Here is a 26,144-nt window from a genome sequence, read left to right as displayed (position 1 = left end):
TATGAAGGCATTCTCCGCACAAGACATCGCCGCAGCCCTCTCCGGGGAGCTGCACGGCATCGAACCGGACCGCATCCTCTCCGCCGGGGTCACGACCGACTCCCGGGAGGTGGGCCCGGGCGACATCTACGTGGCCCGCCGCGGTGAGCACGCGGACGGCCTCGACTTCGCGCCGGCGGCCCTGGAGCAGGGCGCGGCGCTCATCATCGCCGAGGCGGTGCCCTCCGTGGACGGCACGCACCTGCCCACGCTGCTGGTGAGCGACGCGACGGAGGCGCTGGGCAGGCTCGCCTCGCTCAGCGTCGAGGCGCTGCGCGCCTCGGGCGACCTCACCGTCGTCGCGATCACGGGCTCGGCGGGCAAGACCACGGTCAAGGACCTCGCGGCGGACATGCTCTCCGCCGCGGGGGAGACGGTGTGGCCGCCCAACTCGTACAACAACGAGGTGGGGGTGCCGCTCACGGCCCTGCGCGCCGTGGAGTCCACGCGCTTCCTCGTCCTTGAGATGGGTGCCCGCTCGATCGGCAACCTCGCCTATCTCACCTCGCTCGTGCGGCCCGACGTCGCCGTGGAGCTCATGGTGGGCACCGCGCACTCCGGGGTGTTCGGCTCCATCGAGAACACGGCGCGCGCCAAGTCCGAGCTCGTGCAGGCGCTGGCACCGGGCGGCACGGCCGTCCTCAACGCCGACGACCCCTACGTCCGCGAGATGACGCAGGTGCTGGCCGACGGCGTCGAGGTCGTCTGGTTCTCCGCGTCCGGGCGCACCGAGGTCGCCGGTGGTCCGGCACCGGTCGTGAGCGCCGCGGATGTCAAGGTGGGCGCCTCCGGCAGGCCCAGCTTCGATCTCACCCTGCCCGGCGCGGAGCCCGCGCACGTCGACCTCGCCCTGCTGGGCGAGCACCATGTGTCCAACGCCCTGGCCGCGGCCGCCGTGGCCCATGTGTGCGGGGTGGGCGACAAGAGCATCGTCACCACTCTGCGGACCTCCTCGGCCGCCAGCCGCTGGCGGATGGAGCTCGTGGACTCCGTGAGCGGCATCACCGTGCTCAACGACGCCTACAACGCCAATCCGGACTCCATGCGGCAGGCGCTGAAGACGCTCGCGGCGATGGGCCGCGGCGACGAGGAGAACCCGCCGCGGCGCACCGTCGCCGTGATCGGCGAGATGCTGGAGCTCGGGGACGAGTCCCGGCAGGCGCACGCGGACATCGGCGAGCTCGTGGTCCGCCTCAACATCGGCCGCACGGTGGTGGTGGGCGAGGGCGCGCGCCCCGTCTTCCAGGCGGCGGAGCTCGAGGGCTCCTGGGGGAGCGAGGCCGTCTTCGTCCCGACCCTCTCCGAGGCCCGGGAGGTGCTCCGCGCGGAGCTGCGCCCCGGGGACATCGTGCTGTTCAAGTCCTCACGCGACTCGGGGCTCCGGTTCCTGGGCGATGAGATCGCAGGAGTGAGCCAGAGCGCATGATCGCCGTCATCCTCGCCGCAGTCGTCTCCCTCGTCGTCGCACTCGTGGGAACCCCGGCCTTCATCAAAGTCCTCGTGGCCCGCGGCTACGGTCAGTTCATCCGCGACGACGGGCCCAAGTCGCACGAGACCAAGCGCGGCACGCCCACCATGGGCGGCGTGGTCATCATCGCCGCGGCGGTCCTCGGCTACGGGCTCGGCCACCTCTTCACGGGGTCCGCGCCCACGCCCTCGGGCCTCCTCGTCCTCTGGCTGGTCGTCGGCCTCGGCGCGGTGGGCTTCTGCGACGACTACATCAAGATCTCCCACCAGCGCTCGCTGGGTCTGCGCGCCTGGCAGAAGATCGTGGGCCAGGGCTTCGTGGGCATCGTGTTCGCGGTGCTCGCCCTCCTCTTCCCCAACGCGGACGGCCTCACCCCGGCCTCCACCGCGGTCTCCTTCATCCGGGACCTGCCGCTCGACCTCGCCTTCGCCGGCGCGGGCGTGGGCTTCGTCCTCTTCATCGTCTGGGCGAACCTCATCGTCACGGCGGTCTCCAACGCGGTGAACCTCACGGACGGCCTCGACGGCCTCGCGGCGGGCTCCGCCGCCGTGGCCTTCGCCGGCTACATCGTGCTCACGCTCTGGCAGTCGGTGCAGAACTGCGGGCTCCAGACCACCCCGGCCGCGGGCTGCTACGAGGTCCGGGACCCCCGCGACCTGGCGATGGTCGGCGCGGCGATGGCCGCGGCCTGCCTGGGCTTCCTGTGGTGGAACACCTCGCCGGCCAAGATCTTCATGGGCGACACGGGTTCCCTGGCCCTGGGCGGCGCCTTCGCCGGACTCGCGATCATGTCCCGCACCGAGCTCCTGCTCGTCCTCATGGGCGGCCTGTTCGTCGTCATCACCCTCTCCGTCATCATCCAGGTGGCCTCGTTCAAGCTCACGGGCAAGCGGGTCTTCCGGATGGCCCCGCTGCAGCACCACTTCGAGCTCAAGGGCTGGGCGGAGGTGACGATCGTCGTGCGCTTCTGGATCATCGCGCTGCTGTGCGTGATCGGCGCCGTGGCCGTCTTCTACGCGGAATGGCTGTCGCACATTGGCTGAGCAGATCCCGCCCCTCGAGTACCCCGACGCCGAGCGGATCCCGGCCGCGCTGGCCGGTCCCTCGTCCTCCCTGGAGGGTCTGCGGATCCTCGTGACCGGCCTCGGCGTGAGTGGCTTCCCCGCCGCCGTGCACCTGGCCGAACGCGGTGCGGCCGTGACGGTGGTCGACGGCGACGCGGAACGGGACGAGACCGAGCGCGAGCGGATCCTCTCCGTCTTCGACGTCGACATCCGCCGCGGACCGGAGCACGTCGCCGGCCTGCCGCCGCTGGCCGGGGACGCGGCGTTCGACCTCGTCGTCACCTCACCGGGCTGGCGTCCGGACTCCCCGGTGCTCGCCGGCGCGCGCGCCGCGGGCATCCCCGTGATCGGCGAGGTCGAGCTCGCCTGGCGCGTGCGCGGGACCAACGATGCCCGCTGGCTCGTCGTCACCGGCACCAACGGCAAGACGACGACCACCACCATGCTCGCCTCCATGCTCACCGCCGCGGGCCTGCGCGCCCGGGCCTGCGGGAACATCGGCGACCCCCTGCTCGAGGCCGTCCTGGATCCGGAGCTGGAGGTGCTGGCGATCGAGCTGTCGAGCTTCCAGCTCCACTGGGAGCTCTCGATGGGTGCGCACGCGGCCGTGGTCCTCAACCTCGCCGACGATCACCTCGACTGGCACGGCGGCGCGGACGCCTACCGTGCGGACAAGGGGCGCGCCTACCACGGCGTGCACCGGGCCTGTGTGTACAACGTGGACGATCCGGCCACCCGCGCGCTCGTGGAGCAGGCCGAGGTGGTCGCCGGCGCCCGTGCGGTGGGCTTCACGCTGGGCACCCCCGGGCCGGGCGAGTTCGGCCTCGTCGAGGACCTGCTCGTCGACCGTGCCTTCATCCCGGCCCGCTACTCGGCTGCCGCGGAGATCGCTGACCTCGCGGACGTGGGCGCCGCAGTGGGGACGGACGCCCCCGGACCGCACCACATCGCGGACGCCCTCGCGGCGGCCGCGCTGGCCCGCTCCGTGGGGGTGGAACCGTCCGCCGTCCGGGAGGGCCTGCGCCAGCACGCGCCCGGCGCGCACCGCTCCGCCGTCGTCGCCGAGGCCGCGGGTGTGACCTGGGTGGACGACTCCAAGGCGACCAACCCCCACGCCGCAGCCGCTGCGCTGGCCGCCCGCGACTCGGTCGTCTGGATCGCCGGCGGACTGCTCAAGGGCGCGGACGTCTCCGCGCTCGTCGCCGAGGCCGCCGCGCGCCTGCGCGGGGTCGTGCTGATCGGCGAGGACCGCGGCGCCCTGCGCGCCGCGCTCGCGCAGCACGCGCCGGACGTGCCGGTGCGTGAGGTGGACCTGGCCGCGGACGTCTCCGCCGGCCTGTCCGCACAGCGGCGCGGGGCCCCGGTGATGGAGGCGGCCGTGGCGGCGGCCGGCGAGCTCGCGGGCTTCGGCGACGCCGTGCTGCTGGCACCGGCGGCCGCGAGCATGGACCAGTTCCTCAGCTATGCCACGCGCGGCGACCTCTTCACGGAGGCGGCGCAGGCGTGGGCCGCGGCCCACGGGGCGGCGGAGACGGACCGCGCACGGCCCGCTGCGGAGACGGACGCGCCGTGAGTGCCGGAGCCGGTGTGCGGGAGCGAACAGCGGCCGGCGGCGGCTCCGCGCCGGAGCGGGTGGGGCCTCTCACCGGGCTCCGGCGCGCCCTGGCCAACCCCGCGGCGAACTACGTGCTCATCGTCGCGAGTGTGCTCGCGCTCACCGGCTTCGGCCTCCTCATGGTGCTCTCCGCCTCCTCGATCACCGCCTACCAGGGCGGCGCGGGCTCGTCCTACGCGATCTTCGCCCGTCAGGCGCTGTTCGCCCTCGCCGGGCTGGTGCTGGCGTTCGGCCTCTCCCGGGTGCCGGGAGGCTGGTGGCGACCGCTGGCGTGGTTCGCCTTCCCCGCCGCGCTCGGTCTGCAGTCGCTCGTCCTCACCCCGCTGGCCCGCGCGGAGGGCGGCAACCAGAACTGGGTCGCCCTGGGACCGGCCATCGTCCAGCCCTCGGAGTTCCTCAAGGTGGCCTTTGCTCTCTGGCTCGCCGCCGTGCTGTCCCGGCCGGGGGCGCGGGAACGGCCCTGGTCCACCTGGGGGCTCTCCCTCCTGGGCTTCGGCGCGGCGGGCGGCCTCATCATGGCCGGCGGCGACCTCGGCACCGCCATCATCGTCTTCGCCCTCTACCTCGGTGCGCTGTTCGTGGCGGATCTCCCGGTCATGGCGACGGTGGGCACGTGCGTGGCCGGGGCGGGCGCGGCAGCGCTCCTCGTCGTGACGAACGCCAACCGCATGCAGCGCGTCGCGGCGATGATGGCCGGGCACGCGGAGGCGGGTTCGGACGACTACCTCTCCTCGCACTGGCAGTCCGCGCACGGCACCTACGCGCTGGCCTCGGGCGGCTGGTTCGGCGTGGGTCTGGGAGCCAGCCGCGAGAAGTGGGCGTGGCTGCCGGAGGCCCACAACGACTTCATCTTCGCGATCATCGGGGAGGAGCTCGGCCTGCTGGGCTCGCTCATCGTCATCGCCCTCTTCGTGGTGCTCGCGGCGGGCCTGCTCCGCATGGCGCTGCGGACCCCGCACGCGCAGGTGCGGGTGCTCGTGGCCGCGGTGTTCATGTGGCTGATCGGCCAGGCGACCGTGAACATCGCCGTCGTGGCCACCCTGCTGCCCGTCATCGGCGTGCCGCTGCCCTTCGTGTCCGCGGGCGGGTCCTCCCTCGTCGCCAACCTCATCATGATCGGCGTGGTGCTGTCCTTCGCCAGGGACGAGCCCGGCGTCGCGGAGGCCCTGCGCCTGCGCGGACGCCGCGTCCCGGAAGCGGCACGCACCTCCTCGTCATCCCGCACATCCAAGGAGACCACTGCACCATGAGTCTGTCCGTACTGCTGGCCGGGGGCGGAACCGCCGGCCACGTGTCCCCGCTGCTGGCGATCGCCGGTGACGTCCGGTTCCAGGACCCGGACGCCCGCATCGCCGTGCTGGGCACCCCGGAGGGGCTGGAGACCCGTCTGGTCCCCGAGGCCGGCTTCGAGCTCCTCACCATCGACAAGGTGCCCATGCCGCGGCGGCCGAACGGCGATGCGCTGCGGTTCCCCGGCCGGTTCCGCCGCGCGGTGGCCGAGGTGGCGCGGATGCTCGACGAGCGCTCGGTCGACGTGGTCGTGGGCGTGGGCGGCTACGTCTCCACCCCGGCCTATCTCGCCGCTCGCCGCACCGGCACCCCCATCGTCGTCCACGAGGCGAACGCGAAGCCGGGGCTGGCCAACCGCGTGGGTGCGGCTCTCACGACCGAGGACCGGGTGGGCTACTGCTTCGCCGGGACCCCGCTCAAGGGCACCCAGGTGGGGATGCCCATGCGCACGGAGATCGAGGCGCTGGACCGGGACGAGCCCGCACAGCGGAAGGCTGCGCGCGCCCGGCTGGGACTCGAGGCCGACCGCGCCACGCTGGTGGTGACGGGAGGCTCGCTGGGCGCGGCCGCGCTGAACTCCGCCATGCTCGGTGCCATGCAGGAGCTCACGGACGCGGGCCTCCAGGTGCTGCACATCACGGGTGCGGGCAAGGGGGAGGAGCTCCGGACCGCTGCCGCCGCGCACCCGCACTACCACGTGCGCGACTACGTGGACGGGATGGAGAACGCCTACCTGGCCGCGGACCTGCTGGTCTGCCGTGCCGGCGCCGGCACCGTCGCGGAGGTGTCCGTCGCATGGGTGCCGGCCGTCTACGTGCCGCTGGCGATCGGCAACGGCGAGCAGCGCCTGAACGCGGCCGGCGCCGTGGAGGCCGGCGCGGCCCTGCTGGTGGAGAACGCCGCATTCACCTCCGACTGGGTGCGCGGCGAGCTCCTGCCGCTGATCCTGGACCCGGAGCGGCTGGAGCGGATGCGGGTCGCGGCGGAGCGGATGCGCTTCCCCACCGCGGCGGCGCGCACCATGACCGCGATGGCGTACCGGGCGGCCGGTGTGCCGCACCCCGGCCGTGCCTACGGCCCCGACCGCTGGACCAAGCACGAGCGGTTCTACCGCACCGGTGAGGAGACCGCATGACCACTGAGCAGAACACCGCATCCATCGCCCGGACCATCCTCCCGGCGCGGGAGCTGGGCCGGGTCCACTTCATCGGCATCGGCGGCGCCGGCATGTCCGGGATCGCCCGTGTGATGCTCGCCCGCGGCATGAGAGTGAGCGGCAGCGATGCCCGCGACTCGGCCGTGGTCACGGGGCTCCGGGCGCTGGGCGCCACCGTCCGGATCGGCCATGACGCCTCCGCCGTGGAGGAGGCGGACACCGTCGTCGTGTCCTCGGCGATCAGGCACGAGAACCCGGAGCTCGTCGCGGCCAGGGAGCGGGGCCTGCGCATCATCCACCGCTCCGCGGCCCTCGGCGCGCTCATGGTGGGCAGGCGGACGCTCGCGGTGGCCGGCACGCACGGCAAGACCACGACCACCTCCATGGCGACCGTGGCGCTGCAGGCCTGCGCGGCGGACCCTTCCTTCGTGATCGGCGGGGTGCTCACCTCCACCGGCGCCAATGCCCACGAGGGCTCCGGCGACGTGTTCGTCGCGGAGGCGGACGAATCGGACGGCTCCTTCCTCCTGTACGAGCCGGCCGTCGGGATCATCACCAACGTCGAGGCCGACCACCTCGACCACTACGGCTCCCCGGAGGCCGTCACGGCCGCCTTCGAGGCGTTCGCGGACAAGGTGCGGGCCACCGGCGGCACGCTCGTCGTCTGCCTCGACGACCCGGGCGCGGCCGGTGTCGCCGCCCATGCCGCGGCCGCGGGGGCGGACGTGGTGGGCTACGGGTTCTCCGCGTCCGGCGGTGCGCCGGCCGGGGTCCGCACGGCGGCCATTCTGCGCGACACCGGCGAGGCCGCCGGCGACGCGGGCGCCGCACAGCGGTTCGCGATCGAGCTCGACGGCGCCACGGTGCCGGTGGAGCTGCAGCAGCCGGGCGACTACAACGCGCGCAACGCCGCCGCCGCAGTGGCGGCCGCCGCCGCGCTGGGCTTCGACCCGGCAGCGGCGGCGCAGGGCCTGGCGGGCTTCCACGGCACCCGGCGCAGGTTCGAGCTCAAGGGCGAGGCCGCAGGCGTGCGCGTCTACGACGACTACGCACACCATCCGACGGAGCTGCGCGCCGTGCTCAGCGCCGCCCGCAGGGTCGTCCCCGCGGGCGGGCGGGTGCACGCGGTGTTCCAGCCGCACCTCTTCTCGCGCACGCAGAGTTTCCGGCAGGAGTTCGGCGAGGCGCTCGGCCTCGCCGACGACGTGGTCGTCCTCGACGTCTACCCGGCGCGGGAGGACCCGATCCCCGGGGTGACGGGGGCGATCGTCGCCGCCGAGGTGCCCCACGCGCAGACGGCGTTCCTGCCCGCCTTCACGGAGGTGGTGCCGCACCTCCTCGACCGTGTGCGGCCCGGCGACGTCGTCCTCACGATCGGCGCAGGCGACGTCACGGTGCTCGGACCGGAGATCGTCGAGGCCCTGGAGCAGGCGTGAGCGGCCCGGTGGGCACCGCGCCCGCCCGTCCGGGCCGGGACGACACGGCGGACCTCTCGGAGGTCCGCAGCCGGCGGAACCGCACGCGCCTGGTGCGCTGGCTCACCGCCGGCGGCGTCGTCCTGGCGCTGCTCGCGGCCGCGGCCACCGCCTGGTTCTCTCCGCTGCTCAAGGTCGAGAGCGTCACCGTGACCGGCGGCGGGATCACGGATCCGGACGCGGTCGCGCAGGAGGCCGAGGCCGCGGTCCTGGGCGTGCCGCTGCCGCAGGTGCGCACGGGGAGCCTGGGCGAGGAGCTGCGGGCGGCCAACCCCACGGCGGCCGCCGTCCGCGTGGCCTACAGCGGTCCGCGCAGCATCGCCGTGGAGATCGAGGACCGGGTGCCGGTGATCGGCGTGGCGGACGGTGCCGCCGCTGCGCGCTACGATGCCGACGGCGTGCGGATCGACACCGTGCCGGCATCGCAGCTCGAGGCCGACGGCCTGCCGGCGCTCACGGTCGCGCGCACCGCGGACCCCTCGGCGGCAGCGGTGCAGGCGGCCGCGCTCATGGCCGAGGCCGGCGGCGCGCTGCCGGGCCAGGTGACCCAGCTGCGGGCCGAGGGCCGCAGCGGCGTCCTCACGGCGGTGATCGCGCTCGAGGACGGCGACGGCGCCACCGCGGAGGTGGTGTTCGGCGACGCCTCCGAGGCGGAGAGGAAGGCCCGGATCGCCGGGTACCTCCTGGCGGACGGTGCGCGGCGGGTGGACGTCTCCGCGCCTGATGCACCTGCGGCCGGGAACGCACCGGCCGAGGACGGGTCCTGACCGCGGATGCGACCGGAGCACCTGCGGCCGGGAACACACCGACCGAGGACGGCTGAGAAGCCCCTCATACCCACACACGACACACCCGGCTTCGTCGTTGCGCATACCGCCTTTGGGCAATAGCGTCGAGCCAGACAAGTACTACGCCCATCCTTACAGGGTCGAAAGAGGAACCGACGTGGCTGAATTCCAGAGCTCAGGTGCAGACATCAAGGTCGCCGGCTGCGGCGGCGGCGGTGTGAATGCCGTCCAGCGGATGATCGAGGTGGGCCTGCGCGGCGTCGAGTTCATCGCGATCAACACAGACGCCCAGGCGCTGCTGCTCTCGGAGGCGGATCTCAAGCTCGAGATCGGCCGCGAGCTCACCCGCGGCCTGGGCGCCGGTGCGGATCCGGAGATCGGGCGGAAGGCGGCGGAGGACTCCGAGGACGCCATCCGCGAGGCCCTCGACGGGGCGGACATGGTGTTCGTCACCGCCGGCGAGGGCGGCGGCACGGGCACGGGTGCTGCGCCCGTCGTGGCCCGCATCGCCAAGGGGCTGGGCGCGCTGACGATCGGCGTCGTCACCCGGCCCTTCACCTTCGAGGGCCGCCGGCGCTCGGCGCAGGCGGAGGCCGGTATCCGCGCGCTGCGCGAAGAGGTCGACACGCTCATCGTCATCCCGAACGACCGCCTGCTGTCCATCTCGGATCGCAACGTGTCCGTGCTGGAGGCCTTCAACTCCGCGGACGAGGTGCTGCGCTCCGGCGTGCAGGGCATCACGGACGTCATCGCGGTCCCCGGCATCATCAACCTCGACTTCGCGGACGTGAAGTCCGTGATGCAGGGCGCGGGCACCGCGCTCATGGGGATCGGCTCCGCGACCGGGGACGACCGGGCCGTCCAGGCGGCGGAGGCCGCGATCGCCTCGCCCCTGCTGGAGGCCAGCATCGAGGGCGCCCACGGCGTCCTGTTCTACGTGCAGGGCGGCTCGGACCTCGGTCTCTTCGAGGTCAACGAGGCCGCGCGCCTCGTGCAGGAGGCCGCGCACCCGGAGGCGAACATCATCTTCGGTGCGGTGATCGACGACAATCTGGGCGACGAGTGCCGCATCACGGTCATCGCCGCCGGCTTCGACGTGCCGGAGTCGGACAGCGCGGAGCCCTTCGGCGGCCGGCGGGAGCAGCCTGCCGTGGTCGCCGCGGAGGAGCCTGCGCGTGCCGAGGAGCCGGTGCGCTCGCAGGAGGCCGCGCCGCAGGCTCCGCCCGCCCCGCCGGCCGCCGCCCCGGTGCGGGATCTCCCGCAGTCGCTGCCGGAGGAGAAGCCCTCCCGCTACGACCACTCGGACCTGGACATCCCCGAGTTCCTGCAGTGAGCGTGCGGCCGTGCTGCTGAGCAGACTCGCCGTCGGCGCCGCGGGGTCCGGCGGCCGCGCCCAGTTCGCGCTCACCGACCGCCACGGCGGCTACAGCACCGGCCCCCACGGCTCGCTCAACCTCGCCCGCCACGTGGGCGACGACCCCGCGGCGGTCGCCGCCAACCGGAGCCTGCTGGGCTCCGCGCTCGGCCTGTCGCGGGTCTCCTACGTGTCGCAGGTCCACGGCACCCACGTGCACGAGGTGACCGCGGAGGATGCGGCCGCGCTCACCGCCCAGGGCGGTGAGGAGACGGACGCCGTGTCCGCGGACGCCCAGGTCACGCGCGTGCCCGGGGTGGGCCTCGCGGTCCTCGTCGCAGACTGCACGCCGGTGCTCCTCGCGGACCCGGCCGCCGGCGTGGCGGGAGTCGCCCATGCCGGCCGTGCGGGCATGGCCGCCGGGGTGATCGCGCGCGTGGTCGAGGCGATGCGGGACCTGGGTGCGACCGAGCTCAGCGCCGTCATCGGCCCCTCGATCTCGAGCCGCCGCTACGAGGTCCCCGCCGCGCTGCGTGCGGAGGTGGCCGCAGTCGAACCCGTGACCGCGGCGGTGTCGCTCACCGGGACGCCCGCGCTCGACGTGGCAGCGGGAACGGCCGAGCAGCTGCATCGCCACGGGGTGCGCATCGCCCACTGGTCCAGCGCATGCACGTACGCCTCCGAGGATCTCTACTCGTACCGGCGCGACGGGGTGACGGGGAGATTCGCGGGGCTCGCCTGGCTGGACTGAGGAGCGGGTGCCGCGTCCGCGGACGGACCGGGCCCGCGACACGCCCCGCGCGCCTGAGCGGGTGCGCCGCGGTGCTCGGGTAGCTTTTCAGACACAAGGGAAACCGTGCGGGAGAGCGCCCGCCCGCAGACGTCAGGAGACGAGATGTCAGCAATGCGCAAGTTCGCCAGCTACCTCGGCTTCGTCGAGGATGAGGACGACATGCGTCCCGTCCACGACGAGCCGCGCCGCGGTGCGCACCAGGAGGAGTACGCGGAGTACCTTCCGGAGGACGACTTCGCCCCCGCGGCGGAGTCCCACACACACGCAGGGGAGCCGGAGATGTACGAAGAGACGCCGGCGGCCACCGTGTCGCCCATCCGCACCTCGGTCCGCCCCGTCGAGACCGCCGCACCGGAGGCGCTCCACACCATCCGCACCATCCACCCGCGCAGCTACAACGACGCGAAGGCGATCGGCCAGGCGTTCCGTGACGGTGTGCCGGTTATCATGGACCTGTCCGCAATGGACGACGCGAACTCCAAGCGCCTCGTGGACTTCTCCGCCGGTCTCATCTTCGGACTGCACGGCTCGATCGAGAAGATCACCGGCAACGTCTTCCTGCTCAGCCCGGAGCAGGTGACGGTGACCGCGGAGGCGGAGGCGGGTCCGGACGCCCAGGCGAGCTTCTTCAACCAGAGCTGAGGCCCAGCCGGCGTCGCGAACCGGTGAGCGCGTCCCGCGCGGTTCCCTGCACTCCCATCGAAAGCGGTACACGTGCTCAGCACACTGTTCGTCCTCGCCGGCTACCTCCTCAGCCTCTACGTGTGGGTCCTCCTCGCACGCGTGGTCCTCGACCTCATCCAGGTGTTCTCCCGGGACTGGCGTCCCACCGGATTCCTCCTGGTCGTCTGTGAGTTCGTCTACACTCTCACGGACCCGCCGGTGCGCCTGGTGCGCAAGGTCATCCCGCCGCTGCGGCTGGGCGGCGTCGCCCTGGATCTGGGCTTCATCGTCGTGTTCATCGGCGTGCAGTTCCTCGCGCAGATCCTCTTCAACGTGGCTCGCGTGGTGGCCTGAATGTGAGGATCGTCCCTGTTCGGGGCGGGTTTTCCTGTCGCGCATGACGCATCCGGCCAAATGATGCGGTATCGTGACATCGAGTCCGGCGCGCCCGGATCGCTGATTTGTTGTCGAGCAAGAGGTTGGCCTCATGGCGCTCACGCCTGAAGACGTAGTGAACAAGCGGTTCCAGCATGTCAAGTTCCGCGACGGGTACGACCAGGACGAGGTCGATGACTTCCTGGACGAAGTCGTCGTCGAACTGCGCCGCCTGTACCAGGAGAACGACGAGCTGAAGCAGCAGCTCTCCGCCGCGGAGGCCCGGGTCTCCGAGCTGGAGTCGGGTGCGTCCGCCGCGCCGGCCGCGGCACCGGCGGTGCCGGTGGAGGATCCGCAGGCCACGCAGGCGATGCCCGCCGCAGTGCCGGAGCAGGAGTCCGCCCCCGCCTGGGGCGCACCCGCAGAGCCGGTCGAGGAGGCCCCGCAGGCGCCTGCCTCGCCGCTGGTCGCCCCGCAGGCGCCGGCCGCAGAGGCTCCCGCGGCGGTCGAGACTCCCGCCGCACCCGCTGCGGACGAGTCGCTCGCCGGTGCACCCTCCGGCACCGACTCCCACGGCCTCATCGCCCTGGCGCAGCGCGTCCACGACGAGCACGTGGCAGAGGGCGAGCGCAAGCGCGACGAGCTCATCGCCGAGGCCGAGGCGCGTGCCTCGCAGATCGTCGGCGAGGCGGAGAGCAAGCGCGACGAGGTGCTCACCGCCCTCGAGACCCAGAAGTCCTCGCTCGAGCGCGAGATCGACAAGCTGGAGAACTTCGAGCGCCAGTACCGCACCCGCCTCAAGAGCTACCTCAACGATCAGCTGCGCGACCTGGAGAACTCCGGTTCGCTCGCACCTGAGACGCTGGGCGGCCGCTCCATCTGATCGCGGGGAGCCGGACGCGAGCCGTCCGGCGACCGCGCGCGGACACCGCGAGGTCCCGGCACCCGGTTCAGGGTGCCGGGACCTCGCGTCGTGCGGGCATGCGTAGACTGTGGTGTCGACGCGCCTGGGCGCACTGATCGGCTCGTGGTGCTGCGGTACCCGGGAACCTGGACGGAAGGACCTCGATGACCGCTGCTGGCCGGACCCGGAGGAAGTTGCGGCTGCTGCTATGGGCGATCGCCGCAGGGGTGGTGCTCGTGGACCAGGCGACGAAGCAGATCGCCCTCGCCGTGCTGGAGCCCCAGGTCCCGGTGCCCGTGATCGGAGACCTGGCGGGGTTCACCCTGATCTTCAACGACGGCGCGGCGCTGGGGATGGGATCCGGCTTCACCTGGGTCTTCACCCTCATCGCGGTGATCGCGTTCTGCGCCGTGGCCTGGGTGGGCCGGAAGCTCGGCTCCCGGACCTGGGCATGGGCGCTGGGCCTCCTGCTGGGCGGGCTCACCGGCAACCTCATCGACCGGCTGGTGCGGCCGCCGGCCGTGTTCCACGGTGCGGTGGTCGACTTCATCGACCTCTACTTCTTCATCTGCAATGTGGCGGACATCGCCATCACCGGTGCCGCGTGCTTCATCATCATCACCCAGATCCGCGGCGTGTCCCTGGACGGCACGCGCGAGAGCGAGCGCGCCGGCTCTGCGGAGGAGCCGGTGGAGAATCCGCCCCGGCCTGCGGAGATCCCGCCCCAGTCAGCCGACCACGACCGACAAGAGAAGGAGACCCCATGACGGTCCGCTCACTGCTCGTCCCTGAGGGCCTCGACGGGGAGCGGGTCGACTCCGCGCTCTCGCGGGCGCTGGGCCTCTCCCGCTCCAAGGCCGCGGAGATCGCGCAGGCGGGGGGAGTCGCGATGGACGGCAGCGTGGTGGGGAAGTCGGATCGCGTGACCTCCGGCAGCCGCCTCGACGTGGAGATGCCCGAGCCGGAGAAGCCGCTCGAGATCGTCGCGGAGCCGGTGCCGGGCATGCGGATCCTCTTCGAGGACGAGGCCATCATCGTCGTGGACAAGCCCGTGGGCGTCGCCGCCCACTCCGCCGCGGGGTGGCACGGGCCCACCGTCATCGGCGGGCTCGCCGCCGCCGGTCACCGGATCGCGACCTCGGGCGCGGCCGAGCGGCAGGGCATCGTGCACCGGCTGGACGTGGGCACCTCCGGCGTCATGGTGGTGGCCAAGGGCGAGCACGCCTACTCGGTGCTCAAGCGGGCCTTCAAGCAGCGCACGGTCTCCAAGACCTACCACGCCCTCGTCCAGGGGCTGCCCGATCCGGTGGTGGGCACGATCGAGGCCCCCATCGGCAGGAACCCGCGGCGCGACGGGCTGTACGCGGTCCGGTCCGACGGCAAGCACGCCGTCACCCACTACGAGGTGCTGGAGGCGCACCGTTCGGCGAGCCTCGTGGAGGTGAACCTGGAGACGGGCCGCACCCATCAGATCCGCGTGCACATGTCCGCCACCAAGCACCCCTGCTGCGGCGACCTGCCCTACGGGGCGGATCCCGTCCTCGCGGGCAGGCTGGGTCTCGACCGGCAGTGGCTCCACGCCGTCCACCTGGCCTTCACCCACCCGGAGACGGGGGAGTGGGTGGAGTTCTCCAGCGACTACCCCGCGGACCTCGCACACGCACTGGAGACGCTGCGTTCGGCGCAGGGCTGAGAGGAGAACCATGAGCGACAGCTTCGTCCACCTGCACACGCACACCGAGTACTCCATGCTGGACGGGGCCGCGCGCCTCGGCGACCTCATGGAGGCGGTCAACGCCCAGAACATGCCCGCGCTGGCCATCACGGACCACGGGTACCTGTTCGGCGCCTTCGACTTCTGGTCCCAGGCGACCAAGGCCGGGATCAAGCCGATCATCGGCGTGGAGGCCTATGTCACCCCGGGCACGGCGCGCGGCGACAAGACCCGCGTGAAGTGGCGCACGGACGAGTCGCAGAAGCCCGACGACGTCTCCGGCGGCGGCGCCTACACGCACATGACGATCCTCAGCCGGAACAACACCGGCATGCGCAACCTCTTCACCGCCTCCTCGAAGGCGTCCCTGGACTCCGTGTTCGGCAAGTGGCCCCGCATCGACCGGGAGCTGCTGAGCGAGCACTCCGAGGGCCTCATCGCGACGACCGGCTGCCCGTCCGGAGAGGTGCAGACACGGCTGCGCCTGGGGCAGTACGAGGAGGCGAAGCGGGCCGCCGGCGAGTATCGGGAGATCTTCGGGCCGGAGTTCTACTTCGCGGAGTTCATGGACCACGGCCTCTCCATCGAGAAGCGGGTGACGAAGGACCTGCTGCGGCTGGCGAAGGAGCTCGACCTCCCGCGCGTCGCGACCAACGACCTCCACTACACGCACGAGTCGGACGCGAAGGCGCACGAGGCGCTGCTCGCCATCCAGTCCGGCTCCAAGCTCATCGAGCCCACCTACGACCAGGGCGGTTCCCGGTTCGCCTTCTCCGGCTCCGGCTACTACCTGAAGTCCGCGGCGGAGATGCGCGCGCTCTTCTCGGAGATGCCCGACGCCTGCGACAACACGCTGAGGATCGCGGAGATGTGCGAGGTGTCGTTCGACACCAGCGCGAACTACATGCCGAAGTTCCCCACCCCGGAGGGGGAGGACGAGACCTCCTGGCTCATCAAGGAGGTCGACAAGGGGCTGCACTACCGGTATCCGGGAGGCATCCCGGACGCCGTCCGCAAGCAGGCGGACTACGAGCTGGACATCATCATCTCGATGGGCTTCCCCGGCTACTTCCTCGTCGTCGCGGACTTCATCAACTGGTCGAAGGACAACGGCATCCGCGTGGGGCCGGGCCGCGGCTCCGGCGCCGGCTCCATGGTCGCCTACGCCATGCGCATCACCGACCTGGACCCGCTGCAGCACGGCCTCTTCTTCGAGCGCTTCCTCAACCCGGACCGCGTGTCCATGCCCGACTTCGACGTGGACTTCGACGATCGCCGCCGCGGCGAGGTCATCGAGTACGTGACCCGGAAGTACGGCGCCGACTACGTCTCGATGATCGTCACCTACGGCACCATCAAGACGAAGCAGGCGCTCAAGGACTCCGCGCGCGTGCTGGGGAAGCCGTTCAGCATGGGCGAGCAGCTGACGAAGGCGCTGCCGCCGGCGGAGATGGCCAAGGACATCCCGCTGGCCAACATCGAGAACCCCGAGGCCAAGCGCTACGGGGAGGCCGGGGAGTTCCGGGAGCTGCTCGAGCGGGACCCGGAGGCGCGCGAGGTCTTCGAGACCGCCAAGGGCCTCGAGGGCCTGAAGCGGCAGTGGGGCGTGCACGCGGCGGGCGTCATCATGTCATCCGAGCCCATCATCAACGTCATCCCGATCATGCGCCGCTTCCAGGACGGCCAGGTCATCACGCAGTTCGACTACCCCACGTCCGAGGGCCTCGGCCTCATCAAGATGGACTTCCTGGGGCTGCGGAACCTCACGATCATCTCGGACGCGATCGAGAACATCAAGGTCAACCGCGACTTCGAGCTCGACCTCGAACACCTCGCCCTCGACGACGAGGAGTCCTACCGCCTCCTCGGCCGCGGCGACACCCTGGGCGTGTTCCAGCTCGACGGCACCGGTCTGCAGTCGCTGCTGCGGCTCATGCAGCCGGACAACTTCGAGGACATCTCCGCGACGCTGGCGCTGTACCGGCCCGGCCCCATGGGTGCGGACTCGCACACCAACTACGCCCTGCGCAAGAACGGCCGCCAGGAGGTCACTCCGATTCACCCGGAGCTCGAGGAGCCGCTCAAGGAGATCCTCGACACCACCTACGGCCTCATCATCTACCAGGAGCAGGTGATGGCGATCGCGCAGAAGGTCGCCGGCTACTCGCTGGGACAGGCGGACATTCTCCGCCGTGCGATGGGCAAGAAGAAGAAGGCCGAGCTGGACAAGCAGCAGGTGGGCTTCTTCAGCGGCATGAAGGAGCGCGGCTACTCCGAGGAGGCCGCGCAGGCGCTCTGGGACATCCTCCTGCCGTTCTCCGACTACGCCTTCAACAAGGCCCACTCCGCGGCCTACGGCGTGGTCTCCTACTGGACGGCCTACCTCAAGGCCCACTACCCGGCCGAGTACATGGCCGCCCTCCTCACCTCGGTAGGCGACAACAAGGACAAGCTCGCGATCTACCTCAACGAGTGCCGCAGGCTGGGCATCACGGTGCTGCCGCCGGACGTCAACGACTCCCACGCGAACTTCACCCCGGTCGGCACGGACATCCGCTTCGGCATGGGTGCCGTGCGCAACGTGGGACACAACGTCGTCGAGGGCATCGTGAGCGCGCGCGAGGAGAAGGGCGCCTACACGGACTTCTCGGACTTCCTCGATAAGGTGCCGGCCCAGGTGTGCAACAAGCGCACCGTCGAGTCGCTCATCAAGGCCGGGGCCTTCGACTCGCTGGGGGACTCCCGGCGCGCGCTCGTGGAGATCCACGAGGAGGCGGTCGACGCCGTCATCGGCGTGAAGCGGCAGGAGGCCCACGGCCAGTTCGACCTGTTCGCCGGCCTCGGCGGCGAGGACGAAGCAGCCCCCTCCTTCTCCGTGCCGGTGCCGGACCGTCCGGAGTGGGAGAAGAAGGAGAAGCTCGCCTTCGAACGCGAGATGATCGGCCTCTACGTCTCGGACCATCCGCTCAACGGCCTGGAGGGCGTGCTGGCGGCGGAGGCGGACATCTCCATCGCGGACCTCGTGGATCCGGAGCGCGGGCGGCCGGACGGCAGCCAGGTGAAGATCTGCGGCATGATCACCGCCGTGCAGCGCAAGGTCTCCAAGAAGAACGGCCGGCCGTACGCCATCGTGGAGATCGAGGACCTCGACGCCTCGATCGAGGTGATGTTCTTCGGCGACGCCTACGAACCGGTCGCGAGCCTGCTGGCCACGGACCTCGTGGTCGCCGTGAGCGGGCGCGTGCGCACCTCCGACGACCGCCCCACCACGATGATGGTCCAGTCCATGACGATCCCGGACGTGACGGATCCCGCGGACAGGCCGCTGCATATCTCCATGCCGCGCACGCAGAGCACGGAGCGGACGATCACGGAGCTGGGCCGGATCCTCGAGGCGCACAAGGGCCACGCGGAGGTGGAGCTCACGCTCGTGGAGCCGGGCAGGCGGACCGTCATGCGGCTGGGCCGCCGCTTCCGCGTCGAGCAGAGCCCCAGCCTCTCCGGGGATCTCAAGGCCCTGCTGGGGCCGGCCTGCCTGCGCTGAGACGTGGACTGAGACGCCACGGGACTAGGATGGGCACGTGACTACCCTCGCCAGCACGCACCTCGTCGATCTCCGAGGCTCCGCCCTCGACAAGCGCACCCTCCGGACCCGTCTGCCCCGCGCGGACGCGGGCTCCGGCGCTCCGCTGGAGGCGGTCCGTCCGCTGCTGGCGGACATCCGCGCGCGCGGCAGGGCGGCCGTGGCCGAGGCCGCGGCCCGGTTCGACGGCAGCGCGCCGGAGCGGTTCCGGGTGGCCGCCGAGGAGCTCGCGGCGGCGGCGGAGGCTCTCGACCCGGGCGTCCGCGCCGCCCTCGAGGAGACCATCCGCCGCGTGCGCACGGTCGCGCGGGCGGACCTCCCCGGCGCAGTGAGGACGGAGCTCGCCGACGGTGCGGTCGTGACGACCCGTCACCTCCCGGCAGAGCGCGTGGGCCTCTACGTGCCCGGCGGCCGTGCGGTCTACCCGTCCTCGGTGGTGATGAACGCCGTGCCGGCGCAGGTGGCGGGTGTGGGCTCCGTCGCGATTGCCTCGCCCCCGCAGCCGGACACCGGCCTGCCGCACGCCACCGTGCTCGCCGCCGCCCACCTGCTGGGCGTCGACGAGGTGTGGGGGATCGGCGGCGCGCAGGCGATCGGCGCCTTCGCCTACGGCTTCGACGGTCCCGCCGGCGACGGCCTCGAGCCCGTGGACATCATCACCGGCCCGGGCAACGCCTACGTGGCGGCGGCCAAGGCGCTCGTGCGGGAGCACGTGGGGATCGACGCCGTCGCGGGTCCCACGGAGATCATCGTCCTCGCCGACGACACGGCCGATCCCGCCTTCGTCGCCGCGGACCTCATCAGCCAGGCCGAACACGATCCGCTCGCCGCCGCCGTCCTCGTGACGGACTCGGAGCCGCTGGCCGCGGCGGTGGACGCGGAGCTCGGCGCACAGGGGGCGCGTGCACGGCATGCGGAGCGGATCGCGGAGAGCCTCTCCGGGGCGCAGTCCGGGATCGTCCTCGTGGACTCGCAGGAGGCGGGCATCGCCGTCGTCAACGCCTACGCCGGCGAGCACGTGGAGCTCCACGTCGCGGATGCCGCGGCGGTCGCCGGCAGGATCGTCAACGGCGGTGCCGTGTTCATCGGCCCGCACTCACCGGTGGCGCTGGGGGACTACATGGCGGGCTCCAACCACGTGCTCCCCACCCTGGGCACGGCCGCCTTCGGCGACTGCCTGGGCGTGTCGTCGTTCCTGCGCGTGAGCCAGGTGATCGACTACTCGGCCGCCGCGCTGCGCGAGGTGGGGGAGCGGATCATCGCCCTCGCCGAGGCCGAGGACCTGCCGGCGCACGGCGAGGCCGTGCGCATCCGTCTCGAGGCCGGGGAGGTCTGAGCGCCATGCACTGCCCCTTCTGCCGGAACCCGGACTCCCGGGTCGTCGACTCCCGGACCGCCGAGGACGGCTCGTCCATCCGGCGCCGCCGTCAGTGCCCCAGCTGCGGCCGCCGCTTCACCACCATGGAGGCGACCAGCCTCTCCGTCATCAAGCGCTCCGGCGTGTCCGAGGAGTTCTCGCGGCAGAAGATCGTCACCGGCGTGCGCAAGGCCTGTCAGGGCAGGCCCGTGGGCGACGACGACCTCGCCAAGCTCGCGCAGACGGTCGAGGAAAGGATCCGCGGCTACGGTGTTGCGGAGATCGACGCCGATGAGGTGGGCCTGGCGATCCTCGAGCCCCTGCGCTCGCTGGACCAGGTCGCCTACCTCCGGTTCGCGAGCGTCTACCAGGGCTTCGACTCGCTCGAGGACTTCGAGGAGGCCATCGCCTCCCTGCGCCGGGACAAGGAGCAGGCGGCGGACGGCTGAGTCCGCGCGGGCGACGGCGGCGTCTCAGCTCCCGCCGCGTCCACGGCGGACGCGGGTCTCGATCCCGTCGAGGATGACCTCGAGACCGAACTCGTAGACGGCGGTAGTGTTCGTCACGGCCTGGTAGGCCTCGCCCACGGCGCTGCCCACGCGGCCGGAGACCGGGAACGCGCCCGGGGGCATGACCTCGGCGAGCACGGGGGCGTTCGCGCTCCACCACTCCAGGTCGCTCGTCCCGCTGGACTCCTCGAGGTGCCGCGCGCGCAGCGCGTCCTGCGCGCTGGCGGCGGCGTGCGAGGCGAGGAGCGAGACCGTGTGGTCCATCGCGAGGTCGTCGAGCCCGCAGCCCTCCAGCGCACACAGCTGCCACTCGTAGCGCGCCGAGACGTGGGGGCCGATCCACGGCCGGTGGCTCTGTGCGTCCAGCAGCCACGGATGCCGGTGGTACTCGTCCCACAGCAGGCGGGAGAGGGCGCGGAGCCGTTCCCGCAGCGTGCCGGTGTGCTCCGGGAGCGGGGTGCGTCCCACCGTCTGATCGATCATGAGGCCGATGAGCGAGGACCGGTCCGGGACGTAGGAGTAGAGGGACATGGGTGAGAGGCCCACCCGCTCCGCCACCCGGCGCATCGAGAAGGAGGCGAGGCCGTCCGCATCGGCGAGGGCGATGCCCGCGTCGACGATCTGGTCGACGCTCACCTTCCGGCGGGGCCCCCGGCGCCCGGCCTTCTCGCCCAGCCGCGCACGCCAGAGCAGGCGCAGCACCGTGTCTGTGGCCTTCGCGCCGCCGGGGGCCGCCTCCGTGCCTGAGATCTCTTCGGAATCCATGTGGACAGTCTACTTCGATGGGTGTACGGTGTTTCGAACCGAAAAGACCGTACACTGTAAACAGTTAATGGAGGGCGGGGCGCGACATGCGAGGACGGACGGAGGCGCCGGGGCGGCGCGGAGGGCGGGCAGGTGAACTCGCCATCCGCGCGAGCAGCCTGCGCAAGCGGTACGGGACGGTGACGGCGCTGGACGGGTTCCGGCTGGAGGCGGAGAGCGGCACCGTCCACGGACTGCTGGGGCCCAACGGCGCGGGGAAGTCGACGGCCGTGGGTGTGCTGAGCACTCTCATCGAGCCGGAAGCGGGCACCGTCGAGGTCGCGGGGGCGGATCTGCGGAGGGAGCTGGCGGCGGTGCGCCGTCGGATCGGCCTCATCGGGCAGCACCCCGCCGTGGACGAGATCCTGGGCGGCAGGCAGAACCTCGTGATGTTCGGCCGCCTGCTCGGGCTCCGCAGAGCCGAGGCCGGGGCGCGGGCGGAGGAGCTGCTCGAGGCGTTCGGGCTCCGTGAGGCGGCCGGGAGGCCCGTGTCCTCCTACTCGGGAGGCATGCGGCGCCGGCTCGACATCGCGGCGGGCATGATCCTCGATCCGGACGTCCTCTTCCTGGACGAGCCCACGGTGGGACTCGATCCGCGCGGGCGCGCGGACGTCTGGGAGGCGGTCGCCGCGATCGCCTCCCGCGGCACGACCGTGCTGCTCACGACCCAGCACCTCGAGGAGGCGGACAGGCTGGCCCACCGGATCTCGATCATGCAGGACGGCCGGGTCATCGCGGAGGGCACCCCGGGTCAGCTCAAACGGCAGCGGGGCGGGGACAGGATCGAGATCGCGGCGGTCGACGCCGCCGCCGCGGAGGCGATCGGCGCGGCCCTGGCCGGCGCGGACCGGCCCGGCCCCGAGGTGGATGCGGCCTCGGCGCGGGTCGCGCTCGCGGCACCGCACGGCACCGCGGACCTCGGCGAGGCGGTGCGCAGGCTCGACGCCGCCGGCCTCGTCCCCGAGGACATCGCACTGCGCAGGCCCACACTGGACGAGGTCTTCCTCGCCCTCACGGAGAAGGAGGACGCATGAGCCCGCACACCACGATCGGGATCCCGCCGAGGACGGGGCCCGCACCCGCCCGGACCACCGGGATCCTGCGCGGAGGCTGGATCCTCACCCAGCGCGAGCTGGCTCACTGGGCCAGGCAGCCGGCCACACCCGTCTTCGGACTGCTGTTCACGATCATGCTGCTGCTCATGTTCGCCTTCATCTTCGGCGGCTCCATGCGCCTGCCGGGAGGCGGGGAGTACGTCCAGTTCCTGCTGCCGGGGATGATGGCGCTCGCGATGATGTTCGGCATCGAGTCGACCATGACCGCGATGGCGGCGGACGCGAGGAAGGGCATCACGGACCGCTTCCGCTCGATGCCGCTGCGGGATGCGGCGGTCTCACTGGGGCGGGTGGGCGCGGACATGGCGAACTCCGCCGTCGAACTCGCGATCCTCGTCGCCGGCGGTCTCCTGCTGGGCTGGCGGATCACCGGTTCCCCGGCCGCCGCGTGCGGCGCGGTGCTGCTCCTGCTGTGGCTGCGGTTCGCGCTGCTGTGGGTGGGGACCTTCCTGGGGCTCACGCTCGGCCGCCGGCAGGGCGCGGAGATGCTCGTCCAGGTGCTCGTGTGGCCGGTGGGCTTCCTCTCCACCGTGTTCGCCGCCCCGGAGCTCATGCCCGCGTGGCTCGGGGCGGTCGCGGAATGGAATCCCGTCTCCGCGACCGCGACGGCGGCGCGGGAGCTCTTCGGCAGCCCCACCGGGGTGACTGGCGGCTGGCTCGCCGAGCACGCCGTGTTCGCTGCGGTGCTGTGGCCGCTGCTGCTCACGGCGGTGTTCCTGCCGCTGTCCGGCCGCGCCTATCGGCGCCTGCGGAAGTAGCCCCGAGAGGCTTGCGTGTTCTCTCCGGAATGTGTGTAAGATGAACTCGCGTGCTCAAGGCACGCCCGCCGCCGGCGGCATCGGAGGGGAAGCCGACGCCGCCGGCGGTCCTCATTCAGCGGCCGCGCCCGTGCGCGCGTCCTCGGTGAAGTGCGCGTCCAGCACCGAGGGCTGCGAGCCCAGGATCGCCAGCCGCGAGGTGGCGCGGGTGAGAGCGACGTAGAGCTCGCCCACCCCGGCCTCGGCGGAGCCCGTCTCCGGATCCACGGGTGCGATCGCCGCCGGCTCCACCACGACGACCCCGTCGAACTCCAGGCCCTTCGACTCGTAGGGAGTGAGCACGGCGATCCTGTGGTCGATGGCCTGCGGGCCCCAGCCCAGGTCGTCGAGCAGCTCGTCCGCACCGGCGCCGCCGCCGGCCTCGGAGAGCGCGTGTTCGGCGAGCTCCATGAGTGCGGCCGGGACGATCACGCCGAGCCGCCCGGAGCCCACGGCGCGAGCCTCCGCGGCGACGGTGCGGGGCAGCCGGGCGAACAGCTCGGTCGTGTCGGCGCAGCGCAGCACCGTAGGCGGGTGCTCGCCCGTGCGCACGGCCTCGGGCAGGGCGAGCTGCGGGAAGTGCGCACGCAGCAGGGCATTCGCCGGCCCCATGATGGAGGCCGGCGTGCGATAGGAGACGGTGAGCTGCTCGAGGCGGAAGCGGTCGCCCACGTGCGGTTCGAGGATCTGTGCCCACGTGCGTTCGGAGTCCATGGCGGCGGCCTGCGCGAGATCGCCCACCAGTGTGGCCGACTTGCTGGGCACCCTCCGGAAGAGCTGGCGCAGCTGCATGGGGCTGAGCTCCTGCGCCTCGTCCACCACGAGGTGTCCGAAGGTCCACTCGCGGTCCTCGGCGGCGCGCTCGTTCACCGTCATCGCCGCGCCCGCCTCCGAGTAGCGCGCGGCGAGCTGCTCGGCGCTCACCATGTCCGCGGTGCCCATCATCTGCGTGACGTCACGGGCGTACTCGACCTCCGGGTCCTCCGTCCGGGCAGGTGTCTCTTCGCTCTCGCCCACCAGTTCGGCGATCTCGTCCAGGAGCGGCACGTCCTCGACCGTGAGCGGTGCGCCGGGCGTCCGCAGCAGGGCCTCGACCTCGGCCTCGGTGAGGATCCCGCGGGCGGCCTGGGCGAGGCGGTGGGGCTTGGAGAGCATCGCGTCGAGGACGCCGCGCGGGGTGAGCGGGAGCCAGCAGAGGTTGACCGCCACGCGCACCTCACGCGCGTGCCGGAGGTCGTCCTGGAGCTCGGGCAGGCGCTCCCCGGCGGAGTCCGCGCCGTGTGCGCGCGCGAGGTCGTCGGCCAGGGTGCGCAGCAGCGTGGTGGCGAAGACGGTGCGCGCCTCGTTGTGGGTGCGGTCCGCACGCCGCGCGCGGTCCCTGGCGCTGCGGACGTCCGCAGCCCGGAGCGGGATGGTGTAGGGCCCCACCTGCAGCCGCTGGTCCTCGTGCGGCACACGCTGATAGGAGCGGACCATGCGCCGCAGCACCTCGACCATCCGCAGGTCCCCCTTCACCGCCGCAGTGCCGGCGGAGTCACGCAGCGAGGTCTCGACCCCCGGCATGAGCTGGCCGGGTGTGAGGAGGACCGCGCCGGTCTCGCCCAGCGAGGGCAGCACCCTCTCGATGTACCGCAGGAACACGGGGGAGGGGCCCACGAGGAGCACGCCGGACTTGGCGATCCGGTCGCGGTGACGGTAGAGGAGATACGCGGCGCGGTGGAGGGCGACCGCGGTCTTGCCCGTGCCGGGCCCGCCCTGGACCACGAGCGTGCCCGCGATGTCCTGCCGGATGATCTGGTCCTGCTCGCCCTGGATGGTCGCGACGATGTCCCCCATCCGACCCGTGCGCCTGGCGCCCAGCGCGGCCATGAGCGCGCCTTCCCCCTGCAGGCCTGCCTGCTCGTCCTCGCTCAGGCCGCTGAGGTCGAGGACGTCGTCCTCCACGCCGGTGACGGTGCGGCCCCGGGTGGCGATGTGCCGCCGCCGGGTCAGCCCGCCGGGGGAGGCCGCCGTCGCGCGGTAGAAGGGTTCGGACGCGGGGGCGCGCCAGTCCATGAGGAGCTGTGAGCGGTCAGCCGCGGAGAGCCCGATCCGGCCGATGTACGTGGTGATGCCGTCCGTCTGGTCGATCCTGCCGAAGCACAGCCCCTCCTCCGCGGACTGGTAGCGGATGAGGGCGTCCTCGTAGAGCGTGGCGAAGGCGTCGCGCTCGGAGCGGTTCTGGTGATGGCCTCCCACATTGGACCGGCGGACGGTCGACAGGGACTGTGCGGTCTCCGCGCGCAGCTCGTCGAGCCGTCGGTAGAGGATGTCGATCTGCGCCTGTTCGTGTGCGCGTTCGCGTGTCTCGCTCATGGGGCCTTTCGTCTCTCACGGGGGCATTCCATTATGCCGTGTCCGTCAAAGCGGGAGACCGCAGGCGGAGAGCAGCTCTGTCCGGCTGTGCGCCACGGGGACCGCGCAGCCCTCCGCCCGCGCGCGTCGCGTGAGCTCCCGGGGGTCGAGCGGACGGTGTGAGGCGAAGACCATCACGTTCCCACCGGGCCGCCCCGCGAGCCGGCCGCCGCTCAGGGCGCACACGTGCGCGAAGTGCCCGGTTAGCGCGCGCAGCTCCTCCCGCAGCGCGCTGCGGCCGGCCCGGTCGGCCACGTTGGACGCGTACAGGCCCTCGGCCCTGAGCACCCGTGCGACGGAGGAGAACCACTCCGGGCTCTGCAGCGCCGCGGGAGTCGCGTCTCCGGCGAACGCGTCCCGGACGAGGAGATCGAGGGAGTCGTCCCGGAACGCGGCGATCTCCGCCGCACCGTCCGCGGCGCGGACCGCCACGGCGGGGGAGCGGGGCAGCTCGAGGTGCGCGCGCACCCAGGTGACCAGCGCGGCGTCGATCTCCACGACGGTCTGCCGGGAGCCCGGCCTGTCCGCGGCGATCCTGCGCGGCAGGGCGCAGGCGGCCCCGCCCACGTGCAGGGCCCGCAGCGTGGAGCCCGGGAGGGCTGTGTCGATCCCGGCGACGGCCCACCGCATGTACTCGAAGTCGAGCCGGCGCGGGTCCGCGGCGGAGTAGGGAGAGGAGGGGACACCGTTGACGGTGAGGACGAAGGAGCCGGGGGCTCCGGGGACGGGATCGAAGGAGGCCGTGCCGGTGTCGATGGGGAACGGTCCTGTTGACGGAGTGCCGGGGGTGCGGGTGCGTTTCTGCGCCATCGGATCAGGGTAGTCCGCGCGCCCGGACCGCGGGGGCGGCGGGACGCCCGTGACCCGGCGGCAGCCGGCGGGTGCCG

Annotated in this window: 22 protein-coding genes; 19 read left to right on the top strand and 3 right to left on the bottom strand. The window is 72.3% G+C overall.

The genetic code is table 11. The features are described from left to right. Position 1 precedes the first annotated feature (1 nt). From ABD240_RS16445 to nrdR, 17 genes are all read left to right on the top strand, one after another. Positions 2 to 1,465 (top strand): UDP-N-acetylmuramoyl-tripeptide--D-alanyl-D-alanine ligase, encoded by a 1,464-nt coding sequence (locus ABD240_RS16445; protein WP_291794799.1) that lies wholly within the window; start codon positions 2 to 4, stop codon positions 1,463 to 1,465. Further along, entirely contained in the window at positions 1,462 to 2,550 is a 1,089-nt protein-coding gene (mraY, locus tag ABD240_RS16440; RefSeq protein WP_291794798.1) for a phospho-N-acetylmuramoyl-pentapeptide-transferase, read from the top strand. Before ABD240_RS16445 ends, mraY begins: the two co-directional genes overlap by 4 nt. Continuing rightward, positions 2,543 to 4,144: a UDP-N-acetylmuramoyl-L-alanine--D-glutamate ligase gene (murD, locus tag ABD240_RS16435; RefSeq protein WP_291794797.1), complete on the top strand. Its 1,602-nt coding sequence runs from the start codon at positions 2,543 to 2,545 to the stop codon at positions 4,142 to 4,144. Before mraY ends, murD begins: the two co-directional genes overlap by 8 nt. Next, positions 4,141 to 5,436 carry an FtsW/RodA/SpoVE family cell cycle protein gene (locus ABD240_RS16430; RefSeq protein ID WP_344338617.1) on the top strand — a complete coding sequence of 432 codons (1,296 nt, stop codon included), beginning with the start codon at positions 4,141 to 4,143 and terminating at the stop codon, positions 5,434 to 5,436. Before murD ends, ABD240_RS16430 begins: the two co-directional genes overlap by 4 nt. Then, on the top strand, positions 5,433 to 6,611 hold the full coding sequence (locus ABD240_RS16425; RefSeq protein WP_344338614.1) for a UDP-N-acetylglucosamine--N-acetylmuramyl-(pentapeptide) pyrophosphoryl-undecaprenol N-acetylglucosamine transferase: 1,179 nt from the start codon (positions 5,433 to 5,435) through the stop codon (positions 6,609 to 6,611). The genes ABD240_RS16430 and ABD240_RS16425 overlap by 4 nt, the downstream gene beginning before the upstream one ends. Beyond that, positions 6,608 to 8,068 carry a UDP-N-acetylmuramate--L-alanine ligase gene (murC, locus tag ABD240_RS16420; protein WP_344338612.1) on the top strand — a complete coding sequence of 487 codons (1,461 nt, stop codon included), beginning with the start codon at positions 6,608 to 6,610 and terminating at the stop codon, positions 8,066 to 8,068. Before ABD240_RS16425 ends, murC begins: the two co-directional genes overlap by 4 nt. Next, a complete protein-coding gene (locus ABD240_RS16415; RefSeq protein WP_291794793.1) occupies positions 8,065 to 8,874 on the top strand; it encodes a hypothetical protein in 810 nt (269 codons plus the stop codon). The genes murC and ABD240_RS16415 overlap by 4 nt, the downstream gene beginning before the upstream one ends. A 178-nt stretch (positions 8,875 to 9,052) precedes the next feature. Beyond that, positions 9,053 to 10,228, top strand: a complete 1,176-nt coding sequence (ftsZ, locus tag ABD240_RS16410) for a cell division protein FtsZ (protein WP_344338609.1) — start codon at positions 9,053 to 9,055, stop codon at positions 10,226 to 10,228. A gap of 10 nt (positions 10,229 to 10,238) precedes the next feature. Next, the gene (pgeF, locus tag ABD240_RS16405) at positions 10,239 to 11,000 is read left to right on the top strand and encodes a peptidoglycan editing factor PgeF (RefSeq protein ID WP_291794791.1); all 762 of its coding nucleotides are present in this window, start codon (positions 10,239 to 10,241) and stop codon (positions 10,998 to 11,000) included. A gap of 144 nt (positions 11,001 to 11,144) precedes the next feature. Then, positions 11,145 to 11,684 carry a cell division protein SepF gene (locus ABD240_RS16400; RefSeq protein ID WP_291794790.1) on the top strand — a complete coding sequence of 180 codons (540 nt, stop codon included), beginning with the start codon at positions 11,145 to 11,147 and terminating at the stop codon, positions 11,682 to 11,684. 72 nt (positions 11,685 to 11,756) lie between these two features. Further along, positions 11,757 to 12,059 carry a YggT family protein gene (locus tag ABD240_RS16395; protein ID WP_291794789.1) on the top strand — a complete coding sequence of 101 codons (303 nt, stop codon included), beginning with the start codon at positions 11,757 to 11,759 and terminating at the stop codon, positions 12,057 to 12,059. Between the two features lie 133 nt (positions 12,060 to 12,192). After that, on the top strand, positions 12,193 to 12,963 hold the full coding sequence (locus ABD240_RS16390; RefSeq protein WP_344338606.1) for a DivIVA domain-containing protein: 771 nt from the start codon (positions 12,193 to 12,195) through the stop codon (positions 12,961 to 12,963). A 185-nt stretch (positions 12,964 to 13,148) separates the two neighbouring features. Continuing rightward, positions 13,149 to 13,751 carry a signal peptidase II gene (locus ABD240_RS16385; RefSeq protein ID WP_344338604.1) on the top strand — a complete coding sequence of 201 codons (603 nt, stop codon included), beginning with the start codon at positions 13,149 to 13,151 and terminating at the stop codon, positions 13,749 to 13,751. Beyond that, complete coding sequence (locus ABD240_RS16380; RefSeq protein WP_344338602.1) at positions 13,748 to 14,677, top strand: RluA family pseudouridine synthase; 930 nt, start codon at positions 13,748 to 13,750, stop codon at positions 14,675 to 14,677. The genes ABD240_RS16385 and ABD240_RS16380 overlap by 4 nt, the downstream gene beginning before the upstream one ends. A gap of 10 nt (positions 14,678 to 14,687) precedes the next feature. Continuing rightward, positions 14,688 to 18,242 carry a DNA polymerase III subunit alpha gene (dnaE, locus tag ABD240_RS16375; protein WP_344338600.1) on the top strand — a complete coding sequence of 1,185 codons (3,555 nt, stop codon included), beginning with the start codon at positions 14,688 to 14,690 and terminating at the stop codon, positions 18,240 to 18,242. A 37-nt stretch (positions 18,243 to 18,279) separates the two neighbouring features. Further along, the gene (gene hisD, locus ABD240_RS16370; RefSeq protein ID WP_344338598.1) at positions 18,280 to 19,617 is read left to right on the top strand and encodes a histidinol dehydrogenase; all 1,338 of its coding nucleotides are present in this window, start codon (positions 18,280 to 18,282) and stop codon (positions 19,615 to 19,617) included. Positions 19,618 to 19,622: 5 nt separating this feature from the next. Then, positions 19,623 to 20,087: a transcriptional regulator NrdR gene (gene nrdR / locus ABD240_RS16365; protein ID WP_291794783.1), complete on the top strand. Its 465-nt coding sequence runs from the start codon at positions 19,623 to 19,625 to the stop codon at positions 20,085 to 20,087. Between the two features lie 24 nt (positions 20,088 to 20,111). On the opposite strand, the gene ABD240_RS16360 is transcribed toward nrdR, so the two are convergent. Beyond that, complete coding sequence (locus ABD240_RS16360; RefSeq protein WP_291794782.1) at positions 20,112 to 20,912, bottom strand: TetR/AcrR family transcriptional regulator; 801 nt, start codon at positions 20,910 to 20,912, stop codon at positions 20,112 to 20,114. Positions 20,913 to 20,998: 86 nt separating this feature from the next. On the opposite strand from ABD240_RS16360, the gene ABD240_RS16355 reads away from it, so the two are divergent. Next, positions 20,999 to 21,985: an ATP-binding cassette domain-containing protein gene (locus ABD240_RS16355; RefSeq protein ID WP_344338594.1), complete on the top strand. Its 987-nt coding sequence runs from the start codon at positions 20,999 to 21,001 to the stop codon at positions 21,983 to 21,985. Continuing rightward, positions 21,982 to 22,824: an ABC transporter permease gene (locus ABD240_RS16350; protein WP_344338592.1), complete on the top strand. Its 843-nt coding sequence runs from the start codon at positions 21,982 to 21,984 to the stop codon at positions 22,822 to 22,824. Before ABD240_RS16355 ends, ABD240_RS16350 begins: the two co-directional genes overlap by 4 nt. 111 nt (positions 22,825 to 22,935) lie before the next feature. Here ABD240_RS16350 and ABD240_RS16345 read toward each other — a convergent pair whose 3' ends face one another. Both ABD240_RS16345 and ABD240_RS16340 read right to left on the bottom strand, forming a co-directional pair. After that, complete coding sequence (locus ABD240_RS16345; protein WP_344338590.1) at positions 22,936 to 25,218, bottom strand: HelD family protein; 2,283 nt, start codon at positions 25,216 to 25,218, stop codon at positions 22,936 to 22,938. Between the two features lie 45 nt (positions 25,219 to 25,263). Further along, positions 25,264 to 26,067, bottom strand: a complete 804-nt coding sequence (locus tag ABD240_RS16340) for a spermidine synthase (protein ID WP_291794861.1) — start codon at positions 26,065 to 26,067, stop codon at positions 25,264 to 25,266. Positions 26,068 to 26,144 lie beyond the last annotated feature (77 nt).

Origin of the sequence: Brevibacterium salitolerans (assembly GCF_039531405.1) — a bacterium.
Taxonomy (GTDB): Bacteria; Actinomycetota; Actinomycetes; order Actinomycetales; family Brevibacteriaceae; genus Brevibacterium; species Brevibacterium salitolerans.
Note: the sequence above shows the minus strand (reverse complement) of the source record. Positions and strands in the feature narration are given on the sequence as shown.